Annotated in this window: 29 protein-coding genes; 14 read left to right on the forward strand and 15 right to left on the reverse strand. The window is 65.6% G+C overall.

The genetic code is table 11. The annotated features are described in order from the left end of the window. Nucleotides 1–6 precede the first annotated feature (6 nt). Nucleotides 7–1,035, reverse strand: coding sequence for a hypothetical protein (locus ACQP1G_RS16115; RefSeq protein WP_433204521.1), 1,029 nt, complete (start codon nt 1,033–1,035; stop codon nt 7–9). A gap of 118 nt (nt 1,036–1,153) precedes the next feature. On the opposite strand from ACQP1G_RS16115, the gene ACQP1G_RS16120 reads away from it, so the two are divergent. After that, nucleotides 1,154–1,789, forward strand: coding sequence for a LysE family translocator (locus ACQP1G_RS16120; RefSeq protein ID WP_433204524.1), 636 nt, complete (start codon nt 1,154–1,156; stop codon nt 1,787–1,789). A gap of 2 nt (nt 1,790–1,791) precedes the next feature. On the opposite strand, the gene ACQP1G_RS16125 is transcribed toward ACQP1G_RS16120, so the two are convergent. The 3 genes from ACQP1G_RS16125 to ACQP1G_RS16135 form a co-directional block, all read right to left on the reverse strand. Beyond that, nucleotides 1,792–2,334: a hypothetical protein gene (locus ACQP1G_RS16125; protein WP_433204527.1), complete on the reverse strand. Its 543-nt coding sequence runs from the start codon at nt 2,332–2,334 to the stop codon at nt 1,792–1,794. A gap of 120 nt (nt 2,335–2,454) precedes the next feature. Further along, nucleotides 2,455–3,126 (reverse strand): response regulator, encoded by a 672-nt coding sequence (locus ACQP1G_RS16130; RefSeq protein ID WP_433204529.1) that lies wholly within the window; start codon nt 3,124–3,126, stop codon nt 2,455–2,457. Continuing rightward, on the reverse strand, nt 3,108–4,748 hold the full coding sequence (locus tag ACQP1G_RS16135) for an ATP-binding protein (protein ID WP_433208548.1): 1,641 nt from the start codon (nt 4,746–4,748) through the stop codon (nt 3,108–3,110). Before ACQP1G_RS16135 ends, ACQP1G_RS16130 begins: the two co-directional genes overlap by 19 nt. Before the next feature lie 275 nt (nt 4,749–5,023). Between ACQP1G_RS16135 and ACQP1G_RS16140 the strand changes: the two genes are divergently transcribed. From ACQP1G_RS16140 to ACQP1G_RS16150, 3 genes are read left to right on the forward strand one after another with little or no spacing between them, the layout of a single operon-like run. Continuing rightward, nucleotides 5,024–5,830 carry an ABC transporter ATP-binding protein gene (locus tag ACQP1G_RS16140; protein WP_433204532.1) on the forward strand — a complete coding sequence of 269 codons (807 nt, stop codon included), beginning with the start codon at nt 5,024–5,026 and terminating at the stop codon, nt 5,828–5,830. Further along, entirely contained in the window at nt 5,820–6,707 is an 888-nt protein-coding gene (locus ACQP1G_RS16145; RefSeq protein WP_433204535.1) for an ABC transporter permease, read from the forward strand. Before ACQP1G_RS16140 ends, ACQP1G_RS16145 begins: the two co-directional genes overlap by 11 nt. Before the next feature lie 2 nt (nt 6,708–6,709). After that, nucleotides 6,710–7,762: an ABC transporter substrate-binding protein gene (locus ACQP1G_RS16150; protein ID WP_433204538.1), complete on the forward strand. Its 1,053-nt coding sequence runs from the start codon at nt 6,710–6,712 to the stop codon at nt 7,760–7,762. A 60-nt stretch (nt 7,763–7,822) separates the two neighbouring features. Here the strand turns inward: ACQP1G_RS16150 and ACQP1G_RS16155 are convergent, their stop codons facing one another. Continuing rightward, a complete protein-coding gene (locus tag ACQP1G_RS16155) occupies nt 7,823–8,581 on the reverse strand; it encodes a siderophore-interacting protein (protein ID WP_433204541.1) in 759 nt (252 codons plus the stop codon). A 110-nt stretch (nt 8,582–8,691) separates the two neighbouring features. Here ACQP1G_RS16155 and ACQP1G_RS16160 point away from each other — a divergent pair, with 110 nt between their 5' ends. The 4 genes from ACQP1G_RS16160 (at nt 8,692) to ACQP1G_RS16175 (ending at nt 12,891) form a co-directional block, all read left to right on the forward strand. Then, entirely contained in the window at nt 8,692–9,519 is an 828-nt protein-coding gene (locus ACQP1G_RS16160) for an NADPH-dependent oxidoreductase (RefSeq protein WP_433204544.1), read from the forward strand. A 199-nt stretch (nt 9,520–9,718) separates the two neighbouring features. Further along, entirely contained in the window at nt 9,719–11,146 is a 1,428-nt protein-coding gene (locus tag ACQP1G_RS16165; RefSeq protein ID WP_433204547.1) for an amino acid permease, read from the forward strand. A gap of 8 nt (nt 11,147–11,154) precedes the next feature. Then, nucleotides 11,155–12,177, forward strand: a complete 1,023-nt coding sequence (locus ACQP1G_RS16170) for an FAD-dependent oxidoreductase (protein ID WP_433204550.1) — start codon at nt 11,155–11,157, stop codon at nt 12,175–12,177. A 57-nt stretch (nt 12,178–12,234) separates the two neighbouring features. Continuing rightward, on the forward strand, nt 12,235–12,891 hold the full coding sequence (locus ACQP1G_RS16175; RefSeq protein WP_433204554.1) for a class I SAM-dependent methyltransferase: 657 nt from the start codon (nt 12,235–12,237) through the stop codon (nt 12,889–12,891). Here ACQP1G_RS16175 and ACQP1G_RS16180 read toward each other — a convergent pair. Continuing rightward, nucleotides 12,830–14,230 carry a flavin monoamine oxidase family protein gene (locus tag ACQP1G_RS16180; RefSeq protein ID WP_433204557.1) on the reverse strand — a complete coding sequence of 467 codons (1,401 nt, stop codon included), beginning with the start codon at nt 14,228–14,230 and terminating at the stop codon, nt 12,830–12,832. The two genes, ACQP1G_RS16175 and ACQP1G_RS16180, sit on opposite strands and share 62 nt — an antisense overlap. 179 nt (nt 14,231–14,409) lie before the next feature. Between ACQP1G_RS16180 and ACQP1G_RS16185 the strand changes: the two genes are divergently transcribed. After that, nucleotides 14,410–14,619, forward strand: coding sequence for a hypothetical protein (locus ACQP1G_RS16185; protein ID WP_433204560.1), 210 nt, complete (start codon nt 14,410–14,412; stop codon nt 14,617–14,619). Next, nucleotides 14,616–15,374 (forward strand): hypothetical protein, encoded by a 759-nt coding sequence (locus tag ACQP1G_RS16190; protein WP_433204563.1) that lies wholly within the window; start codon nt 14,616–14,618, stop codon nt 15,372–15,374. The genes ACQP1G_RS16185 and ACQP1G_RS16190 overlap by 4 nt, the downstream gene beginning before the upstream one ends. 46 nt (nt 15,375–15,420) lie before the next feature. On the opposite strand, the gene ACQP1G_RS16195 is transcribed toward ACQP1G_RS16190, so the two are convergent. Continuing rightward, a complete protein-coding gene (locus tag ACQP1G_RS16195; protein ID WP_433204566.1) occupies nt 15,421–16,833 on the reverse strand; it encodes an MDR family MFS transporter in 1,413 nt (470 codons plus the stop codon). A 440-nt stretch (nt 16,834–17,273) separates the two neighbouring features. Here ACQP1G_RS16195 and ACQP1G_RS16200 point away from each other — a divergent pair, with 440 nt between their 5' ends. Both ACQP1G_RS16200 and ACQP1G_RS16205 read left to right on the forward strand, forming a co-directional pair. Further along, complete coding sequence (locus ACQP1G_RS16200) at nt 17,274–17,624, forward strand: hypothetical protein (RefSeq protein WP_433204569.1); 351 nt, start codon at nt 17,274–17,276, stop codon at nt 17,622–17,624. Nucleotides 17,625–17,626: 2 nt separating this feature from the next. Further along, a complete protein-coding gene (locus tag ACQP1G_RS16205; protein ID WP_433204572.1) occupies nt 17,627–17,914 on the forward strand; it encodes a hypothetical protein in 288 nt (95 codons plus the stop codon). A gap of 60 nt (nt 17,915–17,974) precedes the next feature. On the opposite strand, the gene ACQP1G_RS16210 is transcribed toward ACQP1G_RS16205, so the two are convergent. Beyond that, nucleotides 17,975–18,736, reverse strand: coding sequence for an LGFP repeat-containing protein (locus ACQP1G_RS16210; protein ID WP_433204575.1), 762 nt, complete (start codon nt 18,734–18,736; stop codon nt 17,975–17,977). Between the two features lie 159 nt (nt 18,737–18,895). On the opposite strand from ACQP1G_RS16210, the gene ACQP1G_RS16215 reads away from it, so the two are divergent. Then, nucleotides 18,896–19,912: an NADP-dependent oxidoreductase gene (locus ACQP1G_RS16215; RefSeq protein ID WP_433204578.1), complete on the forward strand. Its 1,017-nt coding sequence runs from the start codon at nt 18,896–18,898 to the stop codon at nt 19,910–19,912. Nucleotides 19,913–19,927: 15 nt separating this feature from the next. Here ACQP1G_RS16215 and ACQP1G_RS16220 read toward each other — a convergent pair whose 3' ends face one another. The 6 genes from ACQP1G_RS16220 to ACQP1G_RS16245 all read right to left on the reverse strand — a co-directional run bounded on the left by ACQP1G_RS16220 (nt 19,928) and on the right by ACQP1G_RS16245 (nt 23,486). Beyond that, entirely contained in the window at nt 19,928–20,914 is a 987-nt protein-coding gene (locus tag ACQP1G_RS16220; RefSeq protein ID WP_433204581.1) for a zinc-binding dehydrogenase, read from the reverse strand. A 14-nt stretch (nt 20,915–20,928) separates the two neighbouring features. Next, nucleotides 20,929–21,351 (reverse strand): organic hydroperoxide resistance protein, encoded by a 423-nt coding sequence (locus ACQP1G_RS16225; protein WP_433204584.1) that lies wholly within the window; start codon nt 21,349–21,351, stop codon nt 20,929–20,931. After that, complete coding sequence (locus tag ACQP1G_RS16230; RefSeq protein WP_433204587.1) at nt 21,348–21,803, reverse strand: MarR family winged helix-turn-helix transcriptional regulator; 456 nt, start codon at nt 21,801–21,803, stop codon at nt 21,348–21,350. The genes ACQP1G_RS16225 and ACQP1G_RS16230 overlap by 4 nt, the downstream gene beginning before the upstream one ends. A gap of 80 nt (nt 21,804–21,883) precedes the next feature. Next, on the reverse strand, nt 21,884–22,243 hold the full coding sequence (locus ACQP1G_RS16235; protein WP_433204590.1) for a hypothetical protein: 360 nt from the start codon (nt 22,241–22,243) through the stop codon (nt 21,884–21,886). 77 nt (nt 22,244–22,320) lie between these two features. Further along, on the reverse strand, nt 22,321–23,169 hold the full coding sequence (locus tag ACQP1G_RS16240) for an SAM-dependent methyltransferase (RefSeq protein WP_433204593.1): 849 nt from the start codon (nt 23,167–23,169) through the stop codon (nt 22,321–22,323). A gap of 167 nt (nt 23,170–23,336) precedes the next feature. After that, nucleotides 23,337–23,486 carry a hypothetical protein gene (locus ACQP1G_RS16245; protein WP_433204596.1) on the reverse strand — a complete coding sequence of 50 codons (150 nt, stop codon included), beginning with the start codon at nt 23,484–23,486 and terminating at the stop codon, nt 23,337–23,339. A 300-nt stretch (nt 23,487–23,786) separates the two neighbouring features. On the opposite strand from ACQP1G_RS16245, the gene ACQP1G_RS16250 reads away from it, so the two are divergent. Continuing rightward, nucleotides 23,787–24,062 carry a hypothetical protein gene (locus ACQP1G_RS16250; protein WP_433208551.1) on the forward strand — a complete coding sequence of 92 codons (276 nt, stop codon included), beginning with the start codon at nt 23,787–23,789 and terminating at the stop codon, nt 24,060–24,062. A gap of 651 nt (nt 24,063–24,713) precedes the next feature. On the opposite strand, the gene ACQP1G_RS16255 is transcribed toward ACQP1G_RS16250, so the two are convergent. Continuing rightward, nucleotides 24,714–25,016, reverse strand: coding sequence for a hypothetical protein (locus ACQP1G_RS16255; protein ID WP_433204599.1), 303 nt, complete (start codon nt 25,014–25,016; stop codon nt 24,714–24,716). Nucleotides 25,017–25,156 lie beyond the last annotated feature (140 nt).

The following is a 25,156-nucleotide window of genomic DNA, read 5'->3' on the forward strand; positions in this document are numbered from 1 at the left end:
CGTCGATCACGCGGACCGATCGAATTCGAATGTCGTTCGGTCCGCGAGCAATACGGTAAACGTCAGCACCCACGCCCCGACCGCCACCACCATCAGCAGCTTGCCCAGCGTTCGCAGTGCGGATATATCGGCGGCCGTACCGATGGTCAGCGACGCGACAGCGGTCATGCCGAGCGGGAAAACAGTGGCCCAGCGGCGGATGTCGTACTCGGGTCGCGGGCGGATCACCTCGGTGAGCATCAGGATCGCATAGCCGAACAGGTTCAGACCCAATACGATCAGCGCCACCACCCGCAGCACCTGGTGCGGGACGCCGGACCACTGGTGCGCGGCAACGAGTTCGGCGGCGGCCAGCGCCGAGATCGCCAGCGCACCGGTGGCCACCCATTGATCGCCCGCGCCGATCCACACCTGCCGAATATCGAAGCGGGCGAGCGCCGCGGCATACAGCAGCAGGCCCGCCCCGAAGAGCAGTAGAGCCACCCACGCGAGCCAATCGCCGATATCGGCCAGCGCCAGCGCGCCCGCCAGCACCGCGAGACCCTGCGTCGAGACGCAGACCAAGAATGCCGCGCCCGGCATCCGCCGATTCCACTGCCGCATCACCGCGAGCGACAGTCCGGGCCACAGCACCGCCGCCAGCGCCAACAGTGCACACGCCACGACCTGCCAGCCCGACAGCGATAACCGGGTGCCGAGCACCGTCGTCGCCGCGACGGCGGTCACCGCGGGCGGGGTATCGGCCTCGGACTCCCACTGCTGCCGATGCCACAGCAGCCGCGTCCCGAAGTCGACCGCGAGCAGCATCCAGACCGCCGCAGCGAGCGCGAACGCCAGCCACGAGGCCATCTCGAAGCCGGTGAGATGCAGCCCCACCGACACGATTGCGGTCGCCATGACGAATGAACCCGCCACCGGCGGTAGCTCCTGCCACCATCGCTGTGCCACCCGGATATCACATCTCGAGATGTGATCTTGGTCAAGCAACTCGACAGCAAGCGGTGCCGGCGAGGCGGCTGCTCGCCAGCATGACATTGGTTTTCATGGATCCGGACCGTGCCGATCCGCGCTGTGCCGCGAGTGTCGGCAAGTTATGGGCAAAGGTGTTCTGGTGTGGCGAATCGGGCGCCGCTGTAATCGGTAGGCTCCGATCATGGTGCCTGTCTCCCATCTGGCCGCTTTTGCCGTCGCGGCGCTCATCATTATCGTGATTCCCGGCCCCAATGTCCTTTTTGCGATCGGGCGCGCCTTGACCTACGGCCGTCGCACTGCGGTGCTGTCGGTATTGGGGGCGACGGTCGGGTCGGCGGTGCCGCTGCTCGCCGTGGCACTGGGGTTGGGGGTGGTGCTCGCGGCATCGGCCACGCTGCTGACGATCGTCAAGGTGGTCGGCGCGGGCTATCTGATCTACCTGGGCGTGATGGCGATTCGGGAGCGGAAGAGTCTGGCGGGTGCGCTGCGATCGCAGACGCCGGACGCGAATCCGCGACGTATGTTCCGCCAGGGGGTATTCGTCGGTGCGACCAATCCGAAGACCATTGTCTTCTTCGCCGCGGTCCTACCGCAGTTCGCCGAGGCGTCGGCAGGTGCGCTGCCAGTGCAGTTGCTGACCCTCGGCGCCATCGCGCTCGGGATCCAAATACTCTCGGACGGAACCTGGGCCATGATCGCGGGCACCGCGCGGGCCTGGTTCGTCCGCTCACCGCGTCGCCTCGAATCCGTCGGCGCCACCGGCGGTTTGATGATCATCGGCGTCGGCGCGAGCGTGGCTCTGAGCGGTACCAACTGAGGTTACGTGCGGTTGGTGGTGTTCCAGAAGCCGATCCAGAGCGCACCCCACCAGCAAGCCTGGGAGATCAGCAGGGTGAGCGCGCCCCTGGCGATCAAACCGCGGTCGAGGACACCGCCTCGGGCTGCGACGCGGTCGGTGAACGCGGATGCCTGGAGCCCGTTCAGCGTCAGGACGACGACCAGGGCCATCTTCGTTTGTGTGGTGTGGTCGGCGATATTCGGCTCGAGCAGCGCACCGCTGGCGACCAGGCCGGCAACGCCGAGCCAGATCGGCAGTTGCAGGCGGTCGGCGACGGCCAGCATCTCGTGGAGGGGCGTGCGCCGCAGGACCCAGGCGACCGCGAAGTAGTCCACGGCCAGCACCGCGCCGAAGCCGAGGACCAGCGACGCCAGATGGATGAGCAGGGCCGCGTGGTGCAGTGCTGGCGTGCAGTGCAATTGCGTCGACAACCAGATCCCCGTACCGAGTGCGGCGCAGGTCGCCATCGTCCGGATCGCGAAACCGCGCCGGGTCAGCACTGTTTCGCCGACTAACGCCGCCATCGGCGCTGTCCGAAGTCGCGGCCCTGCATCTGTCGATCCTCACTCACACACGTCGCCCACCAGGATAAGGTTAGGCAGGCCTAATAGTAGTGTGTCTGATTTGGGGAGAAATCGACAGGGTCAGCGGCGCGGTGTTGCGGTGTACTCCTGTTCGGGGCGGCCCGTGGTGCCGTAGCGCAGGCGCATCTGGACGGTGCCCGCGGCGACAAGGGCAGCGAGGTAGCGCTGGGCGGTGGCGCGGGAGATGCCGATGGCGGTGGCGACCTCGGCGGCGGACAGCGGCGCCGTGGCCTCGAGGATGGTGTGCAGGACAAGGTCTTTGGTGGGGGAGGCGATAACGGTCGAGGTGGCGGGTGCCGAGGTCGGACGCAGCGCTTGGAGAGCGGCTTCGATCCCCGCATTATCGATCTGCGGAGCGGCGAGAGTGCGGCGGTAGCGGGCATATCCGGCCAGGCGGGCGGCGAGCATCGTATGCGGGAAGGGTTTGACGAGGTAGGCGAGCGCACCGGCGGCGAATGCCGCTCGGACGGTTGTGCTTTCGGTGGCCGCCGACAGCACCATCGCGTCGCAGTTCAGTTCGCGGACGAGGTCGACGCCGGAACCGTCTGGCAGATACACATCGACGAGCGCCAAATCGATCGTGTTGGCGGCATCGAGTTCGCGCGCGGCGGCGAGGGTATTGGCGGTGCCGGCGACGGTGAAACCCGCGATGGATTCCACGATTCCGGCGTGCAGGTTGGCCACCCGGAAGTCGTCGTCGACCACCAGCACGGTCAGATCTGTTGCGGCCATGGCAATTCGCTGTCTACGAGTACTCCGGGGATGCGGGCGATGAATTCGGCGCCGGTGAGCGGTGCAGCGCCGCCGTGCGCACTGGCGAGACGCACATCGCCGCCGTGCGCGCGGACGATCTGCCGGATCAGTGCGAGCCCGACACCGCGCCCACCGGGCACGCCGTGATCCTCGCGAGTCGAGGCGCCCTCGTTGAACAGCGTGTCGATCATCTCCGGCGCGACACCATCGCCGCTGTCCGCGACCGTGATGTGCAGTGTCGAATCCTCCTGCATCAGCTCGACTTCCACCTGTTTGGTGGGATTGTCGGCGATGCGCGCCGCCTCGATCGCATTGTCGAGCAGATTGCCGAGCACCGTGGTGACGTCGACCGGTTCGGCGAGGTTGCCGTCCACCCAGGTATTCGGTCCGAGCACGAGTTCGACGCCGCTCTCTCGCGAATGCGCCGCCTTGGCGGCCAGGAAGGCCTGCAGATACGCATCGTGGATCGCATCGATGCCCGGCGTCGCCGCGCCGAGCGGTCCCGCGCCGATCAGCTCATCGATGACATGGGACGCCTCTTCCGTGCGTCCGCTGTGCAGCAGCCCGCTGAGCAGGTGCATCTTATTGGAGAACTCGTGGCGCTGGGCGCGCAGCACGGTGCTCATCGACTGTACGGCGTCGAGCTGGCGGGTCAGCGCCTCCACATCGGTGCGATCGCGCACGGTGAGCACCGCGCCGAGATCGCGTCCTTCACGGGTGACCGGCCGGGCCGCGACCACCACGATATGCGAGCCGATGGTGGCGGGCGTCGGTTGTTCGTCGAGCGCATGGAAGACCTCCAGCACCCGCGGCGTCAAACCGATCTCGTCGACGGGCTTGCCGATATCCGCGCCGATCCCGAGCAATCGACGCGCCTCGTCATTGACAAACGTTGTGCGCCACGAGGAATCGACGGCGAGCACACCGCGGCCGATGCCGTGCAGCACCGCCGCCTGACCTTGGACGAGTCCCGCCAGCTCGGCGGGTTCGAGCCCGAGGGTCAACCCGCCCCAGCGCCGCGCCAGTAATGCCGATCCCGCGATGCCGACCAGTAGCGCCGCGGCGATCAACAGTGCGGCGGTGCGCAGATCGGAGAGCAACTGCCCGCGAATCGCGGCGGTCGAGATGCCGACACTGACCGCGCCTACCACGCGATTCGAACCGCCCTCCACTACAGGAACTTTCGCGCGCACCGACGGACCGAGGGTGCCGAGCTCCTCGACGATGATCTCCCGGCCCGCCAGCGCCTCGGACGGATCCGTGCTCACGTGCTCGGTCAGCCGCGCCTGATCCGGATGCGCCAGCCGGATGCCCGCGTCATCGGTTATCACCACGAACAACGCGCCGGTGCGCTGAGTCGTATCGATCGCGATCCGCTCCAGCGGACCCGCGGTGAGCTGCGGCCGGAGCTCAGGCGTCACGGTGCCCGGCGCATACCTGGCGACCTCCTCGCGCACCAGTGGATCGGCCGCGATGGTCCGCGCGATGGCCAGCGCCCGCTGCCCGTACTGATCGTTGAGCCGCCGATCGCTGACGTAGCCGAACACGGCGAACGCGACGCCGAGGGTCAACGTGACGATCACGATCTGTAGCAACAGCACCTGCGTGCGTAATCGGACCGGGCCGGTCGTGCGCCTGACTCTTCCTCGCCGACGCTCGGCTCCGGCCTGCGCAGGGCGCGCTGGCACAGGATTCGCTCCCTCGTGCCGCCCGGTGCCTGCTCTGGCCATTTCCGCAGCATAAACCACGCACAAGTGCGTGAGCAGAATGCGCACAACCTTCGAATCGGCGGTATGCACCGGTTGTGCGCACAACCCTCGAAGTGTGACCCGGCGCACGTAGGTTCGCTCTACCTGATCCGCTAGGAGCAAGAATAATGACCGAACCACTCATCGAGCTGCGGAGCGCGACGAAGCGCTTCCCCGGCACCGGCGGCGGCATTCACACCGCCGTCCGCAATCTCGACCTCGCGGTGCAACCCGGCGAATTCGTCGCCGTGGTCGGCCCGACGGGCTGCGGAAAGTCGACGACGCTGTCGTTGGTCTCGGGGCTGGAACCGGCCTCGGCCGGGCGGACGCTGGTGCGCGGCAGCGATGTCCACGGCATCCCGGACGGCATCGGCTACATGTTCCAGCAGGACGCGGTGCTGCCGTGGAAGAGCGTGATCGATAATGTCGCCCTCGGCCCGCGCCTGCGCGGCAAGTCCAAAGCCGAGGCGCGCGAGCAGGCCCGCGGCTGGGTGCGCAAGGTCGGTCTCGGCGGCTTCGAGAGCTACTACCCGCATCAGCTCTCCGGCGGTATGCGCAAGCGCGTCGCGCTGGCGCAGACGCTGGTCAACGATCCCGAGATCCTGCTGATGGATGAACCGTTCAGCGCCTTGGACGTGCAGACCAGACAGCTCATGCAGGACGAACTGCTGCGCGTCTGGGCGGGCACCGGCGCGGCCGTCATCTTCGTGACCCACGATCTGGAAGAGGCCATTGTGCTCGCCGACCGGGTCATCGTCATGACCGCGAGCCCGGCCACGGTCTGCGGGAACTTCCCGGTCTCGCTGGAACGTCCGCGCGATGTCGAGGAGGTCCGGCTCACCAACGAATTCCGTGACATCTACAAGGAAATCTGGGAAACGCTGCGCGATCAGGTCGAGGCAGCCCGAGGCAAGGGAGCCTCCCGTGTCGCATAACGTGCTCCAAGATGTGGCGCAGTCCGCGCCCGAGGTCGAAATCGAAACCGAGGAGCAGATTCTCGCGCGCGTGCGGACCAATCTCCGTCGCAACCGGCTACGCACCTGGGGCCTGCGGATCGCGCTGGTCGCGGTGTGGCTCGGCGCTTGGGAGCTCACCGCCACGGTGTGGATCGACCCGTTCTTCTACTCCAAGCCCTCGCTGATCTGGGACCGTCTGGTCGAATGGTTCACCGATGGAACGCAATTCGGCTCGATCTGGCTGCAGATGTACACCACCGTGCAGGAAGCGGTGCTCGGCTTCGTCATCGGCGCGGTGGCCGGTGTCGTGCTCGGCACGCTGCTCGGACGCAGTAGGTACTGGGCCGAGGTGCTGGCCCCGTTCATCAAGGCGCTCAACGCCGTTCCGCGCATCGTGCTGGCGTCGCTGTTCATCATCTGGTTCGGTCTCGGGCTCAGCTCGAAGGTCGCCACAGTCGTCGTGCTGGTGTTCTTCGCCGTATTCTTCAACGCCTTCACCGGTGCACGCGAGGTCGACGGCAATGTCATCAATAACGCCCGTATTCTCGGTGCGAGCAAGCGTCAGGTGCTGAGCTCGATCGTGCTGCCAAGCGCGACCACCTGGATCCTGTCCAGCCTGCACACCGCATTCGGTTTCGCGCTGATCGGTGCGGTCGTCGGCGAATATGCCGGTGCCAGTAAGGGTTTGGGTCTGCTCATCAGCAATGCCCAGGGCACCTTCGACTCGGCGGGCATCTACGCGGGCATGATCATCATCACCGTTATCGCGCTACTCGCCGAATGGGCGATCGGCGTTGCGGAGGGCCGATTGCTGAAATGGCGTCCATCGCAGGCGACCTCGAACCACGGGATCTGAGCATGAGGTACGTCAAGCACCTAGCGGTCATTGTCGGGGTCATCGCGGCACTGCTGCTGGCGACCGGTTGCCGGGATTCGCGCACCATTCCGATGGCGAACGGGCGGCCCCAGATCACCATTATGGTCGGTGGTCTGGAGAAGGTGATCTACCTGCCCGCCATGCTGACCCAGCGCCTCGGCTACTTCGAGCAGAACGATATCGACGTCGAACTGCTCGGTGAACAGTCCGGCGCCAGTGCCGAAACCGCGCTGCTCACCGGCGATGTGCAGGCCGTGGTCGGCTTCTACGACCACACCATCGACCTGCAGGCCAAGGAGCAGTGCCTCACCTCGGTGGTCCAATTCGCCGATGTACCAGGGGAAGTGGAACTCGTCTCCAAGGCCGATGCCGCCACCATCACCTCGATGGCGGATCTGCGCGGTAAGAACCTGGGCGTGACCTCGCTCGGCTCATCGACCGATTTCCTCACCCAGGCGCTCACCGGGCAGGCCGGCCTGACCACCGCCGACTACACGCGCGTGAAAGTCGGTGCGGGCCAGACCTTTATCGCTGGTATGAACCACAATGGCATTGATGCCGGAATGACCACCGATCCGACGGTCGCCACCATGGTGAACTCCGGGGAGGCGAAGGTCCTGGTGGATATGCGCACCGAGGAGGGCACCCGCGCCGCACTGGGTGGGCTGTATCCGGCGTCGTCGCTGTACATGCGGTGTGACACCGTGGAGGCGCATCCGGATGTCGTGCAGAAGATCGCGACCGCTTTCGTGCAGACGCTGCGGTGGATCAAGACGCACACCGCGGAGGAGATCGCGGACAAGATGCCGTCGCAGTACGCGAGTGCGGGCCGGGATCTCTACGTGCAATCCATCCGCGACTCGGTCGGCATGTTCAACGGCACCGGCCTGATGAAACCCGAAGGCGCCGAGAATGTTCTGAATGTGCTCGGCGAATACTCGAAGAACGTGCGCCCGGTCCGGGACCGCATCGATCTGTCGAAGACCTACACGACGCAGTTCGTGCAGGAGGCGCTGCGCGCGAATCAGCCGTAGCGACACCACGGAATCCCATGGCGATCGGCGAACATCCGGTCGGCCATGGGATTTCGGTCGTTATGGCGTCGCCGCGGTTTCGCTGGCCTTGAACTCGGCCTTCCACTCGCGGAAGCCTTCCTCGGTCCGGCCGCGCCGCCAGTAGCCGGAGATCGAGGCCGCCCACTCGGCCGATACGCCGCGATCACGCCGGACATAGCGACGCAGATCCTGCATGACCGCTCTGGCCTCGCCGTGGATGAACACCTGCACCTGCCCGTCGCGCCACGGCGCGGCCCGCACGGCTTCGGCCAGTACATCCCCGGGCTCGCGCTCGCCGCGATGCAGCCAGGTCAACTCGACACCGGACGGCTTATCCAATTTCAGCTCGTCATCGGGCCCGGCCACCTCGACGAACGCCTGCCCGACCGCATCGGCGCTCATACCCTCCAATGCGGCCGCGATGGCGGGCAACGCCGCCTCGTCACCGGCCAGCAGATGCCAGTCCGCATCGGCACGCGGCGCATAGGCCCCACCTGGTCCGAAACAGTCGATGGTCGCACCTGGTAGCACCGAGGCCGCCCACGGTCCGGCAATGCCCTCATCGCCGTGGTAGACGAAGTCCACGGCCAACTCGCCGGCGTCCGAATCGACCGAGCGCACGGTATAGGTACGCAGCACGTCGATCCCATCGCGCGGAAATATGAACTTCACATACGAATCGGTGAACTCGCTCGGCCGGAACGCGGCGAATCCCGGTCCGCCGAAATACACCCGAATCAGATGCGGTGTCAGTCGCTCCGTGCGCTGCACCGTCAGGGTGGTACGGGGTCGTGCCAAGGTAACCTCCACAATCGCTAATTAGGCTTGCCTTACCAACCGTACCCGGTTCGGTTCATGCTGAGGGTTACCGCAGACGCGCGAGCCGTGGATGTCACAGGATTATCGACATGACACAGACCGTGCCGATCGCCCAGCAGACCATCCAGCAGCGCTATCGGGATCCGAATCCGACCGAGCCCGCGCAGTGGAATCCGGTGTTGCAGGTCCTGCACGAGCACCGCTCGGTGCGCCGCTACCTTGCCGACGAGGTTTCCGACGACACCCTGCGTCTGCTGATCTCGGCGGCCCAATCCGCGCCGACCTCCGCCAATCTGCAGGTGTGGAGCGTTATCGCGGTGCGCGATCCGGCGCGCAAGTCGCGCCTGGCCACGCTGGCCGGTGGGCAGGCGCATATCGAACAGGCCCCCGTGTTGCTGGTGTGGACCGCCGACTTCGCCAGGCTCCGTCAACTCGCCGAGGACCACGAGGCGCCTCTTGTCGGTGCCGACTACCTGGAATCGAGCTACGTCGGTTTCATCGACGCCGCTCTCGCCGCGCAGAACGCCGTCATCGCCGCGGAATCCCTCGGCCTCGGCACCGTTTTCATCGGCGCGATCCGCAACAACCCGGAAGAGGTTGCCGCTGAACTGAAACTGCCCGAGCAGGTCTTCGCCGTCTTCGGGCTCGTTGTCGGACACCCCGATCCGACCGAGGACGCCCGCATCAAACCGCGCCTGCCGCAACCGGCGGTCCTGCACCGGGAAACCTACGACCTGCCGACCCAGCGCGCCCACGTCGCCACCTACGAATCCCGAATCGCCGCCTTCTACGCCGAACAACAGCTGTCCCACTCCTGGACCGAACGCGTCCTGACCCGACTGGCTTCCGCCGCCAGCCTCAACGGCCGCCACCGCCTTCGCGACTCTCTGGCAAATCACGGCTTCCGTCTGCGCTGAACCTGGAGCGGTTGCCATCGAGAAAGTTGAACACCGGATCGTGGACCGAGCGGGCTTGCGTCATCCGTCGCGGTTCGCCACGACACCCATTTATCCGTGCGGACAGGCAGCCATACACCATGACGGCCGATGAAAAGGTGTACCGGTAGCGTGGCGGGCTGATCGATCTCGAGCACCACCGGGAAGGACTGCACCATCGATGACAGCCTCTGACCGTCAGCTACGAGCTGATGCGGCGCCTACCGATTCGGCCGGATCCGGCGAGGAAGGTTACTCCCGGGGGCTGAGCCCGCGGACTATTCAGATGATCGCGATCGGCGGTGCGATCGGCACCGGCCTGTTCTATGGCGCGGGCGGCGCGATCGAACAGGCCGGACCCGCGCTGATCCTGGCCTATCTCGCAGCGGGTCTGGCCATCTTCGTGATCATGCGTGCGCTCGGGGAGTTGCTGACCTACCGGCCGATCTCGGGCAGTTTCGCCGAGTACGCGCACGAATTCCTCGGGCGGTTCGCGGGATTTGTCACCGGCTGGTCCTACTGGGCAGTGTGGGTCGCCACTTGCATGGCCGAGATCACCGTTGCTGGGAAATACGTGCAGTACTGGTTCGATATCGAACCGTGGATCACCGCGCTGGTGGTGCTGGCGGTCATGTTCGGCGCCAACCTGATCTCGGTGCGATTGTTCGGTGAGGGCGAATTCTGGTTCTCCGCCATCAAGGTCACCGCGATCATCGCGATGATCCTGATCGGCATCGGGGTGCTGACGATCGGCTTCGGTCATGCCGCGAACCCGACGGTGACCAATTTGTGGGCCGACGGCGGAGTGTTCCCGAACGGGTTCGGGCAATCGCTGCTGGTGCTGCAGATCGTGCTGTTCGCCTATGTCGGTGTCGAATTGGTCGGTGTGACGGCGGGGGAGGCGCGCGAGCCTCGCAAGACCCTGCGCAAGGCGATCAATACGCTGCCCTTTCGTATCGGCCTGTTCTACATCGGCGCACTCCTGGTGATCATGTCGGTCGCCAGCTGGCGCAACTTCCATGCGGGCAAGAGCCCGTTCGTCGAGGTGTTCCAGCAGATCGGCATTCCCGGTGCCGCGGGCATTATCAACTTCGTACTGCTCACCGCGGCGCTGTCGTCGTGTAATTCGGGTATCTACTCGACCGGCCGCATGCTGCGCACCCTGTCACTGCACGGGGAGGCGCCCGCGCGGCTGAACAAGCTCAGTTCGCGTGCCGTGCCGTATGTCGGCATCATCGCCTCGGCGGCCGCGATGGTCATCGGTGTGATCGTCAACGTGATCTCGCCGGATAAGGCGTTCAACTACATCACCTCCGTCTCCACCATCGGCATCATCTTCGTATGGGGCGTGATCCTGGTCTGCCACTTGATCTATCGCGCGAAGGTCGGCCGAGGTGAGCTACCCGCCAGCGACTACCGCCTGCCCGGCGCTCCGGTCACCACGTGGCTGGCGCTGGCCTTCCTCGGTTTGGTTGTGGTCCTGCTGTTCTGGACCGAGAGTGGGCGTACCGCGATTATTGTCGGAGCGGTCTGGGGCCTGCTGGTCTGCGGTGGCTACGTCGCGATGACGAAGCTCGGCAAGGGCGGCGTGGTCACCGATACCGTCTGAGGAGGCATATGGTCACGATCGTCGGCGGCGGCATCGCAGGCACGGTACTCGCCGGAGCCCTTGCGCGCGAAGGGATTCCGGTCACCGTGTACGAACGGCGATCCGCGGTCGGTACCGGCGCGTTTCTCACCCTCGACAGACGGGCGCACGAGGCGATGGGCGAGCTCGGCGTCGACGCCGAGGAACTGTCCGCCGCCTCGCAGGAGGTGCGCGCGCTCGGTCTACACGATGTCGCCGGGTACCGGGCGCTACCCGGCGACGGTCGGCGGCTCTACTTCCGCCCGGATCTGATGCGAGTGCTCACCGACTTCGCGCACGATACGGGGGCGCGCGTCCACTACGACCGGCCGGTCACCGACCTGGATGTCTCGCGTGGAATGCTATGGGTCGCAGGCGAATCAGCGACACCGGATGGGCCGGTGATCGCCGCGGACGGTATCGACTCGCTCGTCCGTGCTCGCCTCGAACCCGACCGGCCCGCGGTCTATGCGGGTCAGGTGGTCATCTACGGTGTCACCACCGCCCCGGTCACCCTGCCCACCGAGCAGTCGGTGCTGCACTTCCATCGCGCTGGCAACGCGCGGCCGACCGACGCCTTCGGACATCAGTGGAACGACGAGACGGCGGTATGGTTCGCCCGGATTCGGCGTCCGCCGATTTCGGTGGCGGACATCGGCTTTCATCCTGTCGAGGCCTGGGCCGACCAGATCCACGCCGCACTCCCGGCCATTCCGGGACTGATCGACGCGCTACTCGCGGTCACCGACACCGTGCACGTCACCAATGCGCGTGATGTGCCGCTGACCCATCCCCGCCCGCCTCTAGACGATGTACTCCTGTGTGGCGACGCCGATCACGCCATCACACCCGCTGCTGGTGTCGGTGCCCGCGACGCGATCGAAGACGCCGCCGCCCTCTACCGGGCATTCGTCGCGGGTACCTCGCTGGCCGAAACCATGACGGCCCGTCGCCGCGAAATACTGATCGAGCGGGCCGAAGTCGCCGAAGCCTTCCGGCGTGGCCGCTTCTGAGACTCCGGCAGTCTCGGCGCGGCGGGCCCGATCGAGAGTGCGTGCGAGACTGGTGCGATGGCCTTGAACCGAGATGCGGATGCCAGCAGGCTGGCCGCGGATTCACTCGCCGAGGGCGACCCGACCGGTTGGTTCGAGCGACTGTATGCGGAAGCTGCCAGCGGGGACGCCATTGTGCCCTGGGATCGGGATCAGCCGAACCCGATAGTGGTCGAGTGGGCCGAGCGGCGCGAGGTGGACGGTGCCGGGCGGCGCGCGTTGGTGATCGGCTGTGGATATGGGCAGGATGCGGAGTACATCGCGAGGCTCGGATTCGAGACCACCGCCTTCGATATCTCGCCGACGGCGATCGGTGAAGTGCGCCAAAGGTTTCCGGAGACACCGGTGACCTATGTGGCGGCCGATCTGCTGGCTCTGCCTGCCGCCTGGCAGGGGGGATTCGATTTGGTGGTCGAGGCGATTACGGTGCAGTCGATGCCGGTATCTGTGCGCGACACCGCGATTGCCAATATCCGGCGGACCGTGGCTCCGGATGGACAATTGATCGTGATTTCCGGGTTCCGGGCCGAGGGCGAGGAAGTAAGCGGGCCGCCGTGGCCGCTCACGCCGTCGGAGATCAATTCGTTTGCCGCCGACGGGCTTCGGGCGGTGGCTATCGACCGGGACCCGCAGACGCAACGGTGGCGGGCCGAGTTCCGCCGAGCAGCGCGGTGATCTCGGCGGCGGCGCGTTCGCCCGAACGAATGGCCCCGTCCATATAGCCCATCCAGATCGTCGCGGTTTCGGCTCCGGCCCAATGGATTCGGCCGACCGGCGCACGTAGGGCGGGGCCGTATTCGGTCCAGGTATTGGGCGGTGCAAAGGCTCCGTAGCAGCCGCGGGTCCACTCGTCGGCGGACCAGTCCTTCTCGATGTAGTCGATGGGCGTGGCTGCCGCCGGCCCGAAAAACCTTGTCAGGCTGGAGATCACGATATCGCGCCGCTCCGCGACCGGATAGCGGCCCAGCCGCCGGGCATCGCCGCCTTCCAAGAAGGCCAGCAGCACGCCGGGATTTCCGTCGGGTGGCGAGTTGTCGAAGGTGACCTTCACCGGTCCCGTGGCGGCGGTGACCTGACCGGACAATCCATCGGCACGCCAGAAAGGCGTGTCGTACACGGCCATGGTCTTGATCACCGAACCGTTCGGCATGCGCTGGGTGAGCTGGTCGCGGTCGGCGGGCAGTGCGGGGGAGTAGACGAGCCGACCCGCCAACGCCGGACTCATCGCCACGATGACCCGGCGGGCCAGGATACGAGTGTCCTCGCTGTGCACGGTGACGGCGCCATTGGTCTGCTCGATCTCGCGGACCGGTGTGTTCAGCAGCACCCGATCGCCCAACTGCTCGGCCAGTGCCAGCGCGATCCGCTGGGAGCCACCCACGATCCGAGTTTGCTGTGCGCCGCCCTCGGTTTCGATCATCGGATCCACACCGCCACCGGCATTGAGGTAGGCCAGCAGATGCAGTAGCGACACATCGGCCGGATCGGCGGCCCACACCGCCTTACAGACCATCGTGATGGCCCGCCGCGCGACATCGGAACGCAAGTTGCGCCGCATCCACGATTCGACGGTCTCGCTATCCCACTGACGTGCCCGGGTCGCCGACCACGGTGCGGCGGCGGGCACCGACCGCGACATCCGATCCAACCGCCGCAGCCCGATGAACGCCTCGAGCAGGGCAGGAGAGGCGATCAGCGGAATCCGACCGCGGTAGTGCCGCAGCTTCCCACGATGCTCGAACAAATGCCGACCGTCGGTATAGGTGGGAAAGGTCTCCAGCCCCAATTCGTCGATCAGCGCGAGCACCCGATCCTGTCCGGGACCGACCCACTGCCCACCGACCTCCACGATCTTGCCATCCCCGATCGGATGGTTCAGCGTGCGACCACCGACACGATCGCGCGCCTCGACGACCAGCACCTCGAGTCCGTCGCGGTGCAACCGCCCGGCCGCCGACAACCCGGCCAGGCCACCCCCGATCACCGCGACGTCGACCGTGCGTTCGAGACCCATGGCGACCACCCGATCCACCCGTGACCGATGACTCGGTCGTGTGATCCGACGTTATGACCGGCGAACCACGCCGTCAATGGCCCCGAACGACATGCCCCGATCGCTGGTTCCTAGCATTGAGACGCGAAACGTCCCACTGTGATCATGACGGCGAATCCGATGCACCCTCGGAGGTAACGATGACAGAGCAGACGCTGGTGGAGCTGATACCCGGTGACCTACCTCCGGGCATCGCCGCCCTTGCCCCAGAGGTCCAGGCCGAACTCGCCCAGGCGATCGTGGACGCCCAATGGCGCCAGGCCGGTGAACTCAAGGCCGCGGCCTTGGGAATGCTCGACTTCCTACCGCGCCTGCTGCGCGGCGCGGTGAAGAAGGCGGCCGGACTGTGACGGATCCGGGAAATACCGTCCAGTTGCTGAAACTCGCACGGACGCTGGGTGTTCCGGCCGAACAGCTCACCTATCTCGTCGAGGTGCCCGATGCGGACCTGCGCGAATTCCGCCGCCAGGTCACCGATCTGTTCATCGAGGGGCAAGTTGCCGGATTGCATCGGGTTGCCCAGGCGTCCAAGGTGATTCCGACCGCGATCACCGCGAAGATGGTGGCGCGCAGCCGCGGTGCGCTGCTCGCGGCCCGGATGTCGGGCGTGCTCGATCCGGCGCACGCGGTCGACGTCGCCAAACGACTGCCGGTCGACTTTCTCGCCGATATCGCCGCGCGGCTCGATCCGCGCCATTCGGCGGCCATCATCGGTGGACTGCCCGAGGCGACCGTGATCGCCGTCGGCAAAGAGCTTGCCGCACGGGAGGATTGGATCACCCTCGGCGACCTGGTCGCCTCGATCTCCGATAAGGCGGCCCGCGCCACCGAGGCGGCCCTCGACGGGGTCGCACTCGTGCGCTCGGCCTTCCTCGTCGACGACCCCGCGCAGCTGGAACGCTTCGTCAACCTGGCATCGCGCGACAAACTCACCGAAATGCTGAGGGCCACAGCCGAATACGATCTGTGGCCGGAATATCGCCGCACACTGGACGTGCTCTCCGAATCCGCGATCGACGAGGTCCGCGCCGCCGCTGAAGAACTGCCCGCTGAACAACGTGCTCGCACGCTGACCGAAATCGCCGATCGGCGTACTGCTCCGTAGCGTGAGTGCTGACCGATCACTCGGTGTTCGTCGGGTGCGGCAAGTCCTAGGCGGTATTCGCGCCTCGTCGCGGCATCATCGCGGACGCGATCACCATGACCACAGCCATCGCGGCGACCGCTACGAAAACCAGATGCACCGCCGAGGACAGCAGCGCCGGAGCCGGATGGTCGGTGTTGCCGACGCGCGAGTTGACGATCGCGCCGAATACCGCGACACCGACCGCACTGCCCAATGACCGGGCGAACATATTCGCCGAGGTGACCACGCCGCGCTCGGTCCACTCCGCCGTGGTCTGGGCCGCGATCAATGTAGGTGTGGCGACCAGACCCATGCCGGTGCCGATCAGGAAACAGGAGGCGGCGATCTGGATCAGCGGGGAATTCTCATCGATGAGCAGCGTGGTCGCGGCGCCGAAGGTGGCGAGCGTGCTGCCGATCAGCGCGGTCGCGCGAAATCCGACGCGCAGGTACACCTTTCCGGCCTGCGAGGCGGCCAGCGGCCAGCCGAGCGTGAGCGCGCCGACGGTCAGACCGGCGATCAACGCCCCGGTGCCGAGCACACCCTGGGTGAAAGTCGGTACATACGAGGTCAATCCGAGCAGAATCGCACCGACTAGCACCGAGACCAGACTGCTCGCGATAATAACCCGGCGCGTGAAAACCCACAGCGGCAGAATCGGATTCGTGGCGCGGCGCTCCACTACAGCGAACAGCACCAGCACCAGCGCGCCACCGCCGAAGATGGCGATACTGGTGGGCGAGGACCAAGCCCACGCCTGCCCGCCCTCGAGCAATCCGAGAATCAAAGCCCCCGCGCCGACGGTCAGTAGCGCCGCACCGAGATAGTCGACGCGCTGTTCACGCCGTGGCGTGGTTTCGTGGAAGCTGCGCACCAGCATCCAACCGGCCAGCGCGGCCAGCGGAATATTGATCAGGAAGATCCACCGCCAGCTGATGTATTCGGCGAACACCCCGCCGAGCAGCGGTCCGACCACCGCCGAAATCGCCCACACACTGGCCAGATAGCCCTGCACCTTGGCGCGCTCGGTCAGCGTGTACAGATCGCCCGCGATGGTCATCGTCATCGGCATGATGGCGCCCGCACCGATCCCCTGCACGGCGCGGAAGATGATGAGCCCCACCATGCTCGTGGCCACACCGCACAGCAGCGAACCGAGCGCGAAGACCGCGATCCCGAACAGGATCACCGGCTTGCGTCCGACCGTATCGGCAACCTTGCCGTACACCGGGACGGTAACCGCTTGTGTCAGTAGGTAAATCGAGAACAGCCAGGGGAATTGCGAGAAGCCGCCGAGGTTGTCGGTGATGGTCAGCACCGCGGTCGCGATGATCGTGGAATCCAGCGCGACCAGCCCCGTCGCGAGCATCAGCGAAGCAAGGATAGCGCCCCGATCCGATCGCAAACCGATAGACGACTCCACTGCCTCGGTTGCCACCTGCGGGCCCCTCTCGTTCGCTTCACTAACTACCGGGAAGCAACGTATCCCGGGCACAGCTATTCCCGCACGGAAATATTTTCGGCACGGCTCGGCGGATGGACACTCAGGCGCGGCGGTTGGCCGCGATCTCCTGCGTCGTCACCTCCGCCAGCTCGACGAAGAACGGCACCCGCTCGGGACGAGGTGCCCAGTTGCGCACGGGATCGCGTTTCGGTCGATGACACGGCGATATCTACTACTCGCATACGTGTCAGTAGTCACATATTGCCCTAAATTCCCTGTTGGACATGGCGCTGAAACTTCTCAGGTTCTTGATCTACTGTTTGAGTCAGTAGTTCGAGCAGCGAGGCAAAGGGGCCATGATGCGACGTGTACTCCCGGCGAGATCGACCACCACGAGTCGAACATTCGCAAGCGCCAGGCGAACTGGGTCGAGGATGAAAACGCTCGCGCTGTTCGTCGGCGCGGTCACCGTTGGCACCGTGATCGGTGCGGGGGAGGCGTTCGCGGACCCTGGCGCGCGCTCGGACCATTCGAACAGCCGCGGTTCGAGCGGTCGCGACACCACCGGCTGGCATCACATCGATCCGTTCGGCTACCACCACACCCCGCAGAATTCCTTGCGGCGCAACGAACATCAGAACAATCTGCGCGAGTACCGTAGCCAGAGCGGTGCCGAGCAGGACGCCACCGGGAACCGGCCCACCGGCGCGGCGACGTGGACGCGGGTACCGCGCGCCGACGGCGACGGTTGGACCGTATGCCGCACCCACGCGAAGACGTGCTGACAATGACGGCAACATCGACACTGCGCGAGTCATCGAAGACAATGGCATTCACTCTGCTCGCCACCGCCGCGGTCACCGCGGGCGGTCTGGAGTTCGGCGCGGGGACCGTCTCGGCGAGGCAGCTCATCGACGGCGCGGACGATGTGTACCGTGTGGTCGCCGATGGAAACGGTGCCCTCTATTGGCAGGCCGCCGGTCCAATTTCGGATTGGACCTTCGATCCCGATTCACCACGCCCAGGACCGTCGACGCGCTCCGCTGGCCTCTGTTACCAGGGAAGCCTGACCTGACCGGCGATTTGACGAAATGCGGTGGGCAATGGAAGCGCCCACCGCATCGGCTCGATTTCGTCAGGGCTGCCAAGTGATCCGGCCGCCCTGGAAATCCTGTGCCTTGCCGCCCTCATAGTCGTATTCCTCGCCCGTCGGGAGCCCGTAGCGCCCGGATTCCGCGCCATTGGAGACCCACAGGTCGCGGATCGCCCCCCAGACGACGTGCGCTCCCGTACGTGCGGACCAGTAGATCGCGCCACCGGGGAACAGGTTGTAGCGCCCGTTGTCCTTGTGTGCGGCGGCCTCGTCGGTGAGCGGGAACCCGAGCGTGCCGCTCTCCCATCCGTAGGCGGCCCATTTATCGCGGATCGCGCCGCCGATCTGGTGTGCGGCGGTGCCGACGGACCAATAGATGGACCCGCCCTGGAAAATGTTGTAGGCACCGAATCCCGTCGGTGTGGCTTGCTGACGGGTGACGGGGTAGCGCAGCACTCCGGTTTCCCAGCCGAGGTCGCGCCATTTGTCGCGGATCGCGCCACCGATCTCATTGGCGCCGGTATCGGGATGCCAGTAAATCGAGGCATTGCGCTCGAAGGTCTGGTAACGACCGCCATTGGCGGCGTCGAGTTCGGGGCCGGTCGGATCGCCGAGCGATACCGGACCGCCCACCTGGTCGTATTCGACCTCGATGGCGCCGCCGACGTCGAACGGACCGACGGGCCGCGCGGTCGCGGTCCCGAGGCCGACGCTCAGCAATAGAGCCAGCGCGGCGGTGGTCGATGCGAAGGCCGCCCGCGCCGGCGATCCGGCGGGGCGGTGGGTGCGAAATTGCCGTGCCAAAGGAACTCCTGAGCAGGTCGTAGTCGAACAGGAACTTCGGTAATTGCCGAGGACTGTCGTCAGGCTATCGACAGCTCTCTTATCGGCGGCAGCGCAATATCCGTTAGCCAACCTAGCTATTCCGTGCTTCGGAGAGTGGCCAGCGATAGGGTAAAGCATATGGTCGAGTCGACGAGGATTGTGCTGGCATCGCGGCCGGAGGGCGCACCGACTCCGGCGAATTTCCGCATCGAGACCGTGTCGCTGCCGGAGCCCGGCGCGGGGGAGGTGCTGTTGCGCACCCTGTATTTGTCGCTGGATCCGTATATGCGCGGGCGGATGAGTGCCGCCGAATCGTATGCGACGCCGGTCGAGGTCGGCGATGTGATGGTCGGCGGCACTGTCGCCGAGGTGCTCGAATCGCGTGCCTCGTCGCTGGCGAAAGGCGATGTGGTGCAGGCCTATTCGGGCTGGCAGACGCATCAGGTCGCGCCCGCATCGGGGCTGCGCACGCTGGATCCGGACAAAGCGCCGATATCGACCGCGCTCGGTGTGCTCGGCATGCCGGGTTTCACGGCCTATTCGGGACTGTTGAAGATCGGACAGCCGAAGGCGGGGGAGACCCTGGTGGTGGCCGCGGCCAGTGGCCCTGTCGGTTCGGCGGTCGGCCAGATCGCCCGTATCAAGGGTGCGCGGGCGGTCGGAATCGCGGGTGGGCCGGAGAAATGCGCCTATGTGCGTGCGGATTTGGGCTTCGATGCCGCGATCGACCACCGCGCACCGGATTTCGCCGACCAGTTGCGGGCCGCGGTCCCCGACGGCGTCGATATCTATTTCGAAAATGTCGGCGGCGCGGTGGCGGATGCGGTGTACCCACTGCTGAATACCTATGCGCGCGTGCCCGTTTGCGGACTCATCGCGAATTACAACGTGACCGGAGCGCCCGCGGGGCCCGATCGCCTGCCCGGCTTCTACGGTCGCATTCTGACCAAGAGCCTGACGGTGCGCGGATTCATTCAGAGCGAATTCGTCCGCGAGATGTACAAGGACTTCTTGCGGGAGATGTCGGATTGGATCGCGCAGGGCCGGGTCCGCTACCGCGAGGATCTTGTCGAAGGCCTCGAGCATGCGCCGGAGGCGTTCATCGGCATGCTCGAGGGCCGTAACTTCGGCAAACTCGTCGTGCGGGTCGGGTAGTGGACCCCGGCCGGATTACACCGGCTGCGGCGACAGCGCGATCTTCGCCGACCGCCCTGGCGTTTCGCTCGCGGCCGCGGCATCGGCCGCGGCCTCCAGCGGGTAGGTGGCCTCGACGTCGAGCCGCAACGCACCCGATGCCGCCATTCCCACCAACTCGCCGATCAAGCGCCGCATATCTTCGCCGCTGGTCTGCTCGGCCCGCTTGGAACCCCAAAAGCCCTTGACGACAGCCTGTTTGAAGATCAGCGGACCCGGATTGATGGTCAGCGGCTGACCGGAGAGCGCCCCGAACGAAATCAGCTCACCGTCCTGTCCGAGCAGCGAGAGCAGCGCGTCAGCCGCCCGCCCGCCGACCTGGTCCACAGCGCGCACGACCGGCGCACCCGCCGTGGACGCGATGGCCCGGTCCAGCCAGCCCTCGGATTCGGTATCGAAGACCGGCTCGAAGCCCAACTCCCGCAACGCCTTTTCCGACGCCGAACCGCGAACCAGGTTGAGCACATTGATACCGCGTTGCCGCGCAAGCACATTCACCAGGCGGCCGACCGCACCGTTGGCGGCATTGATCGTGATCCAGTCACCGGGCGCTACCCGCAGATCCTCCAGCAGCATCAAGGAGCTCAGCGGCATCGCAAGCAACTGTGCTGCCGTCTCATCGGCGATGCTGTCGGGCAGCGGAACCACCTGCGTGGCCTTGGCCAGGAAGTACTCGGCCCACACCTGGTGGATGCCGGAAACGCTCACGCGCTGACCGACTTCCAGCCCGGTCACACCGGGTCCCACTGCGTCGATCCGGCCGACGGCCTCGGTGCCCGGAATCGCGGGCAGGTCCGGCTTATAGCCGTACACGCCGCGGATGGTCGCCAGATCGTGGTTGTGAATGGGAGCCAGGATGAGCTCGATCCGCACCTGACCGGCGCCCGGTTCGGGTGCCGGGCGCTGCGCGATGGTGAGCACATCCTTTGGCTCGCCGAAACTTTCGATGACTACGGCACGCATGGTGGATCCTTTCGTCAGTCGTCGGCGAGGGTGACCTGGACGTCGATATTGCCGCGGGTCGCGTTGGAGTACGGGCACACCTGGTGCGCCTTATCGGCGATGGTCTGTGCTTCGGCGGGGGACAGATGCGGCAGCGAGACCTCGAGGGTGACGGTCAGCTCGAAGCCGCCCGCATCGTTGGGGCCGATACCGACCTTCGCGCCGACCGCGGAATCGTCGACGTTCGCGCCGTCGCGCTTACCGACCAGGCGCAGCGCACTGTGGAAGCAGGCCGCATAGCCCGCTGCGAAGAGCTGCTCCGGGTTGGTGCCCTCGCCACTGCCGCCCATTTCCTTGGGGGTGTTGAGCGCAACGTCGACCTTGCCGTCGGAGGTGCGGGCGTGGCCGTTGCGGCCGTCGCCGGTCGCGAGAGCTTCGGCGGTGTACAGGACGGTCATATCTGACTCTCTTTCGATCGGGGGTGTGATATCAGCGAATCGGTAAGTCGCCGAAGGGTTTCGCGCAATGCCATGAAGTCGTCGGCGGATAGGCCGCTGGCCTCGCCCATTTCCGTTGGCAGGCACCGTGCCTCGGAGCGCAACTCGCGCCCGTGCTCGGTGAGCTGGATATCGACGCGACGTTCATCGGCCGCTGCCCGGCGTCGCTCGATCAGGCCCGCCGCCTCCAGCCGCTTGAGTAGTGGCGACAAGGTGCCGGAATCGAGCAGAAGTGCCTCGCACAGGTCGCCGACGCTGCGACCATCGCGTTCCCATAGTGCCAACATGACCAGGTACTGCGGGTAGGTCAGCCCTAGGCGTTCGAGCTTCGGGCGATAGACCGCCGTCATCGCCCGCGACGCGGCATACAGCCGGAAGCACAGCTGCTCGTCGAGAGTGAGGTGATCGGTCATGTCCATTATGATAGTGGGCAATTAAGTTGTGCACAATCAAATGGTGTGTGGTTCATATCACCACTGATCCGGACGGGCGGCTATCCGGCGACGCTGCCGCCGCCGATACCCAGGTAGACGATCATCATGGTGAACAAGAACCAGCCCGCGCCCTGCCAGATCGGCCAGCTCTTGTTGCGCCGCCACGCCCGATACGTCTGGATGAAAGCGCCGATGCCGCCCAGCATGAGCACCACGGTCGGGCCGACCAGCAGGGCGGTCTTGGCCGGGGTGTCACAGAGCATGCTCTCGGCGTTGAGGCAGGCGGCGCGCTGGGCCGCCCAGACCGCGCTGATCACGAAGACGACAGCGGCCACCGCCAGCACCGCCGCCACATAGATCGCCACCCGGCGGAAGGTCTGATTGTCCGCCGCCCATCGCTTCTCCAGATCGTTGACCATGGTTGATCACCTCACCGGTGGAGTTGCCGAGCGGTGCCGACCCAAACGTCGGCCGGTACGGCGCTCGAACGCAGCGATTATGGCTTGCGGCCGACACCCGCCCAGTACCACGCGGATTCGGGGTCGGCGTGGATGGCTTGGGCAAGGCCCGATCGGTCGCCGACCAGTTCCGGATGCCAGGTGACCACGGGAACAACGCCTGGTTCGACCAATTCGGTTCCGGCGAAAAGAGTTTCGGTTTCGTCGCGGCCGCGCGGATTGAAGGTGATTCCGGCCGATTCGGCCGAGGCAACCACCCTGGCCATGGCACGGTCATCGAAGTCGGCGGTGGGATGGGTGATCACGAGGTAGCTCCCGGCGGGTACCGCGTCGAGCAGATTCTCGATGATCGCGTGTGGATCATCGCTGTCGCGGAAATACATCATGATCGCGACCAACATGATCGCGACGGGGCGATCCGGGTCCAGGGTCGCGGTGAGCGCTGGATCGCGCAATATAGACGCCGGATCGTGCAGATCCGCGTGGATGAAGGCGGTCTTGCCCTCGCGGGTGCTCGACATGAGTGCCCTGGCATGCGCCAGGACGATCGGATCGTTGTCCACGTACACGACGCGCGCAGCGGGATCGACGCCTTGGGCGATCTCATGGGTATTGCCCGCGGTGGGGATGCCGGTGCCGATATCGAGGAATTGGGTGATGCCCGCGTCGAGGACGTAGCGCACCGCGCGGCCGAGAAAGGCTCGGTTGGCGCGTGCCATGCTGCGGATGGCCGGGATATGGGTGGCTATCGCATCGCCGAGCATCCGGTCGGCCGGATAATTGTCCTTTCCGCCGAGCCAATAATCGTAGACACGTGCTTCATGGGCCACACTGGTGTCGATTTTGGTCGGTAGTCCAGTCGCGGTTTCGGTCCAGCTGTCGGGCATGACGATTCCCTCCTGTGGCGGGCGGGCGTCGGGTGCCCGCGACCGCCGAGCCGCCCACGGTCGGCGGCCCGCTACTGCGAATTTGCTCGCATCAGGATAGGCCCGGCGAAGGACCGGCGGCCGGGATCGGGGCAGCATTAGGGGATCGATTCGGCGGGGCCGGGCGGCTAGCGCACCGCGGGCAGGTCGGGTGGATTGTGTCGGGCACTGTGCCGGATCTCGAACCAATATGTCGCGATGACGGTGGTGTAGACGGCCACGATCACCGCGACCGGAATGATCAGCAGTAGCACGAGCAGCGGTAGCAGGAAAGTCATGTGCGCTCCCCCGATTTCCGGGTGATGTCGGCTTGAACGGTGGTTGACGCCGCGCCGCGCCGATTCGCTGGCTATCCCCTGCATTTCAGCGAACCCCTTACCGAGATCGTAAGGCCGGAAAGGCTCACCGGCACGGACCGGGCGGTGTGAGTTGGGTCATGTACGGACCGGTGTGTCGCCCTTTCTACATGATCTTGATGAGGTTGAATCGATGAGGTCAACGCGTCATGGCGATCCATCGCGAAAGCTCTTCCGAATTCCGCTGCAGCACCGGCATGCGACAAGGAGCATGAAGTGAGCATGATTCTCGCCGCGCTACACGACACCGTGCTAGCCGAGGTCAGTAATCCGACACCGGAGGCGCCGCCCATGGCGGACAAGCTGACGCAAATGGGTCGGTACTTCACCTGGATGGTTCAGCTCTCCGGCGTCACCGCCATTACCTATGGCGGCGGTCGGTTCGCCTGGGAGAAATGGTCGGGCGGCGGGCTGCAGTCGCCGAAGATGATCGCCAGCGCGATGGCCGGTGGTGCGGTCGCAACCAGTGCGGGCACGATTATGAACGCGGTGCTCTAGCAACTCCGCGCCAGTCTGCGCGAGCCGAGCGCCCGCACACATCGAGTGTGCGGGCGCTTGTATGTCCGTTGGAAGTCGTCCGCCCTCGGTCGAGTCGAGCTTGTCGAATTCCCTGACATGCAATGCTTTCCGATGTGGCCATGAATTGTGCGGCACCCCCGATATCGTGGCGATGCGGACTTTCTCGAAGGCGTACGGGCAGCGAAATCGTACTCGGATACCTGATTTGCGGGACCTCTGGTAGTGCACAGAAGTGTCGCTGATCGATCTTGGTCGAGATCGCGCGGTCAACCCTGCCGGCGGTCGACGCGGCAGGCGCCGCTGAGAAGGTCCCGCGGCGCTGCCGCCACAACGGGTTGTTTTCGAACTCTCCCGGAAATGATTCGTGCCGTCCGGCGAGGTCTCCGAACGGCACGAAATCCGGTGTTCAAGGAAGCCCCGGACTCAGCGCGCGGAGAGCTATCCTGTTGGCGGGCAAACGGAATCGTCAGATTTCACCCGCCGCGGCTACTCGACACGGTGAATGACCGGGTTTGATTCTGGCAAATTCACTGCAATAGCGCGCACTCGCCGATGCTCAGCGTAGCGGCACAAGAAGAAGTCCGGCCCCGAGGGCCGACACGGACGAAGCGGTGATCTACCGAGACCGAATCAGGCGGCGGGCTTGGGCTGGGTCAGGTCCTTGATGCCGGTGATCGAATCGATGATGTTGAGGATGGCGGAGGTGCCGCCGTTGAGGGCCGAGCTGCCGGAGTCGAGCATGGCGGAACCGGAGGACGAGCCAGCCGAACCGGTGGATGAGCCAGCTGAACCCGAGGATGAGCCGCCGTCGGCCGAACCCGAGGCCGCGGAGCCGGTGGCGGCGGGGCTAGCGGCGGAGGCCACCGCGACCGGGCCGAAGAACAGGGCGGTGGCGGAGATGGCGGCGGTGGCAATGAGCTTGCGAGAGAACATGTATGGAGCTTCCTTTCACAGATGGATAACGACGCCATCACGGCGCGCATCACAAATGTTATGAAAAAGAGATCTGTAAATCTACTTCTCTTACTGTTCTCTTACTGTGCTGATAATCACCGTTAATAATGGGCTAACGG

Origin of the sequence: Nocardia sp. CA-107356 (assembly GCF_050946365.1) — a bacterium.
In the GTDB taxonomy this organism is placed as follows: domain Bacteria; phylum Actinomycetota; class Actinomycetes; order Mycobacteriales; family Mycobacteriaceae; genus Nocardia.

What these genes read in the sequence shown, in the direction of transcription:
- ACQP1G_RS16150 (WP_433204538.1), top strand. Translation starts at nt 6,710, where the DNA reads ATGAGGTACGTCAAGCACCTAGCGGTCATTGTCGGGGTCATCGCGGCA.
- ACQP1G_RS16205 (WP_433204572.1), top strand. Translation starts at nt 17,627, where the DNA reads ATGACGGCAACATCGACACTGCGCGAGTCATCGAAGACAATGGCATTC.
- ACQP1G_RS16225 (WP_433204584.1), bottom strand. Translation starts at nt 21,351, where the DNA reads ATGACCGTCCTGTACACCGCCGAAGCTCTCGCGACCGGCGACGGCCGC.
- ACQP1G_RS16130 (WP_433204529.1), bottom strand. Translation starts at nt 3,126, where the DNA reads ATGGCCGCAACAGATCTGACCGTGCTGGTGGTCGACGACGACTTCCGG.
- ACQP1G_RS16125 (WP_433204527.1), bottom strand. Translation starts at nt 2,334, where the DNA reads ATGGCGGCGTTAGTCGGCGAAACAGTGCTGACCCGGCGCGGTTTCGCG.
- ACQP1G_RS16175 (WP_433204554.1), top strand. Translation starts at nt 12,235, where the DNA reads ATGGCCTTGAACCGAGATGCGGATGCCAGCAGGCTGGCCGCGGATTCA.
- ACQP1G_RS16215 (WP_433204578.1), top strand. Translation starts at nt 18,896, where the DNA reads ATGGTCGAGTCGACGAGGATTGTGCTGGCATCGCGGCCGGAGGGCGCA.
- ACQP1G_RS16120 (WP_433204524.1), top strand. Translation starts at nt 1,154, where the DNA reads ATGGTGCCTGTCTCCCATCTGGCCGCTTTTGCCGTCGCGGCGCTCATC.
- ACQP1G_RS16230 (WP_433204587.1), bottom strand. Translation starts at nt 21,803, where the DNA reads ATGACCGATCACCTCACTCTCGACGAGCAGCTGTGCTTCCGGCTGTAT.
- ACQP1G_RS16240 (WP_433204593.1), bottom strand. Translation starts at nt 23,169, where the DNA reads ATGCCCGACAGCTGGACCGAAACCGCGACTGGACTACCGACCAAAATC.
- ACQP1G_RS16180 (WP_433204557.1), bottom strand. Translation starts at nt 14,230, where the DNA reads ATGGGTCTCGAACGCACGGTCGACGTCGCGGTGATCGGGGGTGGCCTG.
- ACQP1G_RS16255 (WP_433204599.1), bottom strand. Translation starts at nt 25,016, where the DNA reads ATGTTCTCTCGCAAGCTCATTGCCACCGCCGCCATCTCCGCCACCGCC.
- ACQP1G_RS16185 (WP_433204560.1), top strand. Translation starts at nt 14,410, where the DNA reads ATGACAGAGCAGACGCTGGTGGAGCTGATACCCGGTGACCTACCTCCG.
- ACQP1G_RS16220 (WP_433204581.1), bottom strand. Translation starts at nt 20,914, where the DNA reads ATGCGTGCCGTAGTCATCGAAAGTTTCGGCGAGCCAAAGGATGTGCTC.
- ACQP1G_RS16165 (WP_433204547.1), top strand. Translation starts at nt 9,719, where the DNA reads ATGACAGCCTCTGACCGTCAGCTACGAGCTGATGCGGCGCCTACCGAT.
- ACQP1G_RS16235 (WP_433204590.1), bottom strand. Translation starts at nt 22,243, where the DNA reads ATGGTCAACGATCTGGAGAAGCGATGGGCGGCGGACAATCAGACCTTC.
- ACQP1G_RS16140 (WP_433204532.1), top strand. Translation starts at nt 5,024, where the DNA reads ATGACCGAACCACTCATCGAGCTGCGGAGCGCGACGAAGCGCTTCCCC.
- ACQP1G_RS16200 (WP_433204569.1), top strand. Translation starts at nt 17,274, where the DNA reads ATGAAAACGCTCGCGCTGTTCGTCGGCGCGGTCACCGTTGGCACCGTG.
- ACQP1G_RS16170 (WP_433204550.1), top strand. Translation starts at nt 11,155, where the DNA reads ATGGTCACGATCGTCGGCGGCGGCATCGCAGGCACGGTACTCGCCGGA.
- ACQP1G_RS16115 (WP_433204521.1), bottom strand. Translation starts at nt 1,035, where the DNA reads ATGTCATGCTGGCGAGCAGCCGCCTCGCCGGCACCGCTTGCTGTCGAG.
- ACQP1G_RS16250 (WP_433208551.1), top strand. Translation starts at nt 23,787, where the DNA reads ATGATTCTCGCCGCGCTACACGACACCGTGCTAGCCGAGGTCAGTAAT.
- ACQP1G_RS16245 (WP_433204596.1), bottom strand. Translation starts at nt 23,486, where the DNA reads ATGACTTTCCTGCTACCGCTGCTCGTGCTACTGCTGATCATTCCGGTC.
- ACQP1G_RS16160 (WP_433204544.1), top strand. Translation starts at nt 8,692, where the DNA reads ATGACACAGACCGTGCCGATCGCCCAGCAGACCATCCAGCAGCGCTAT.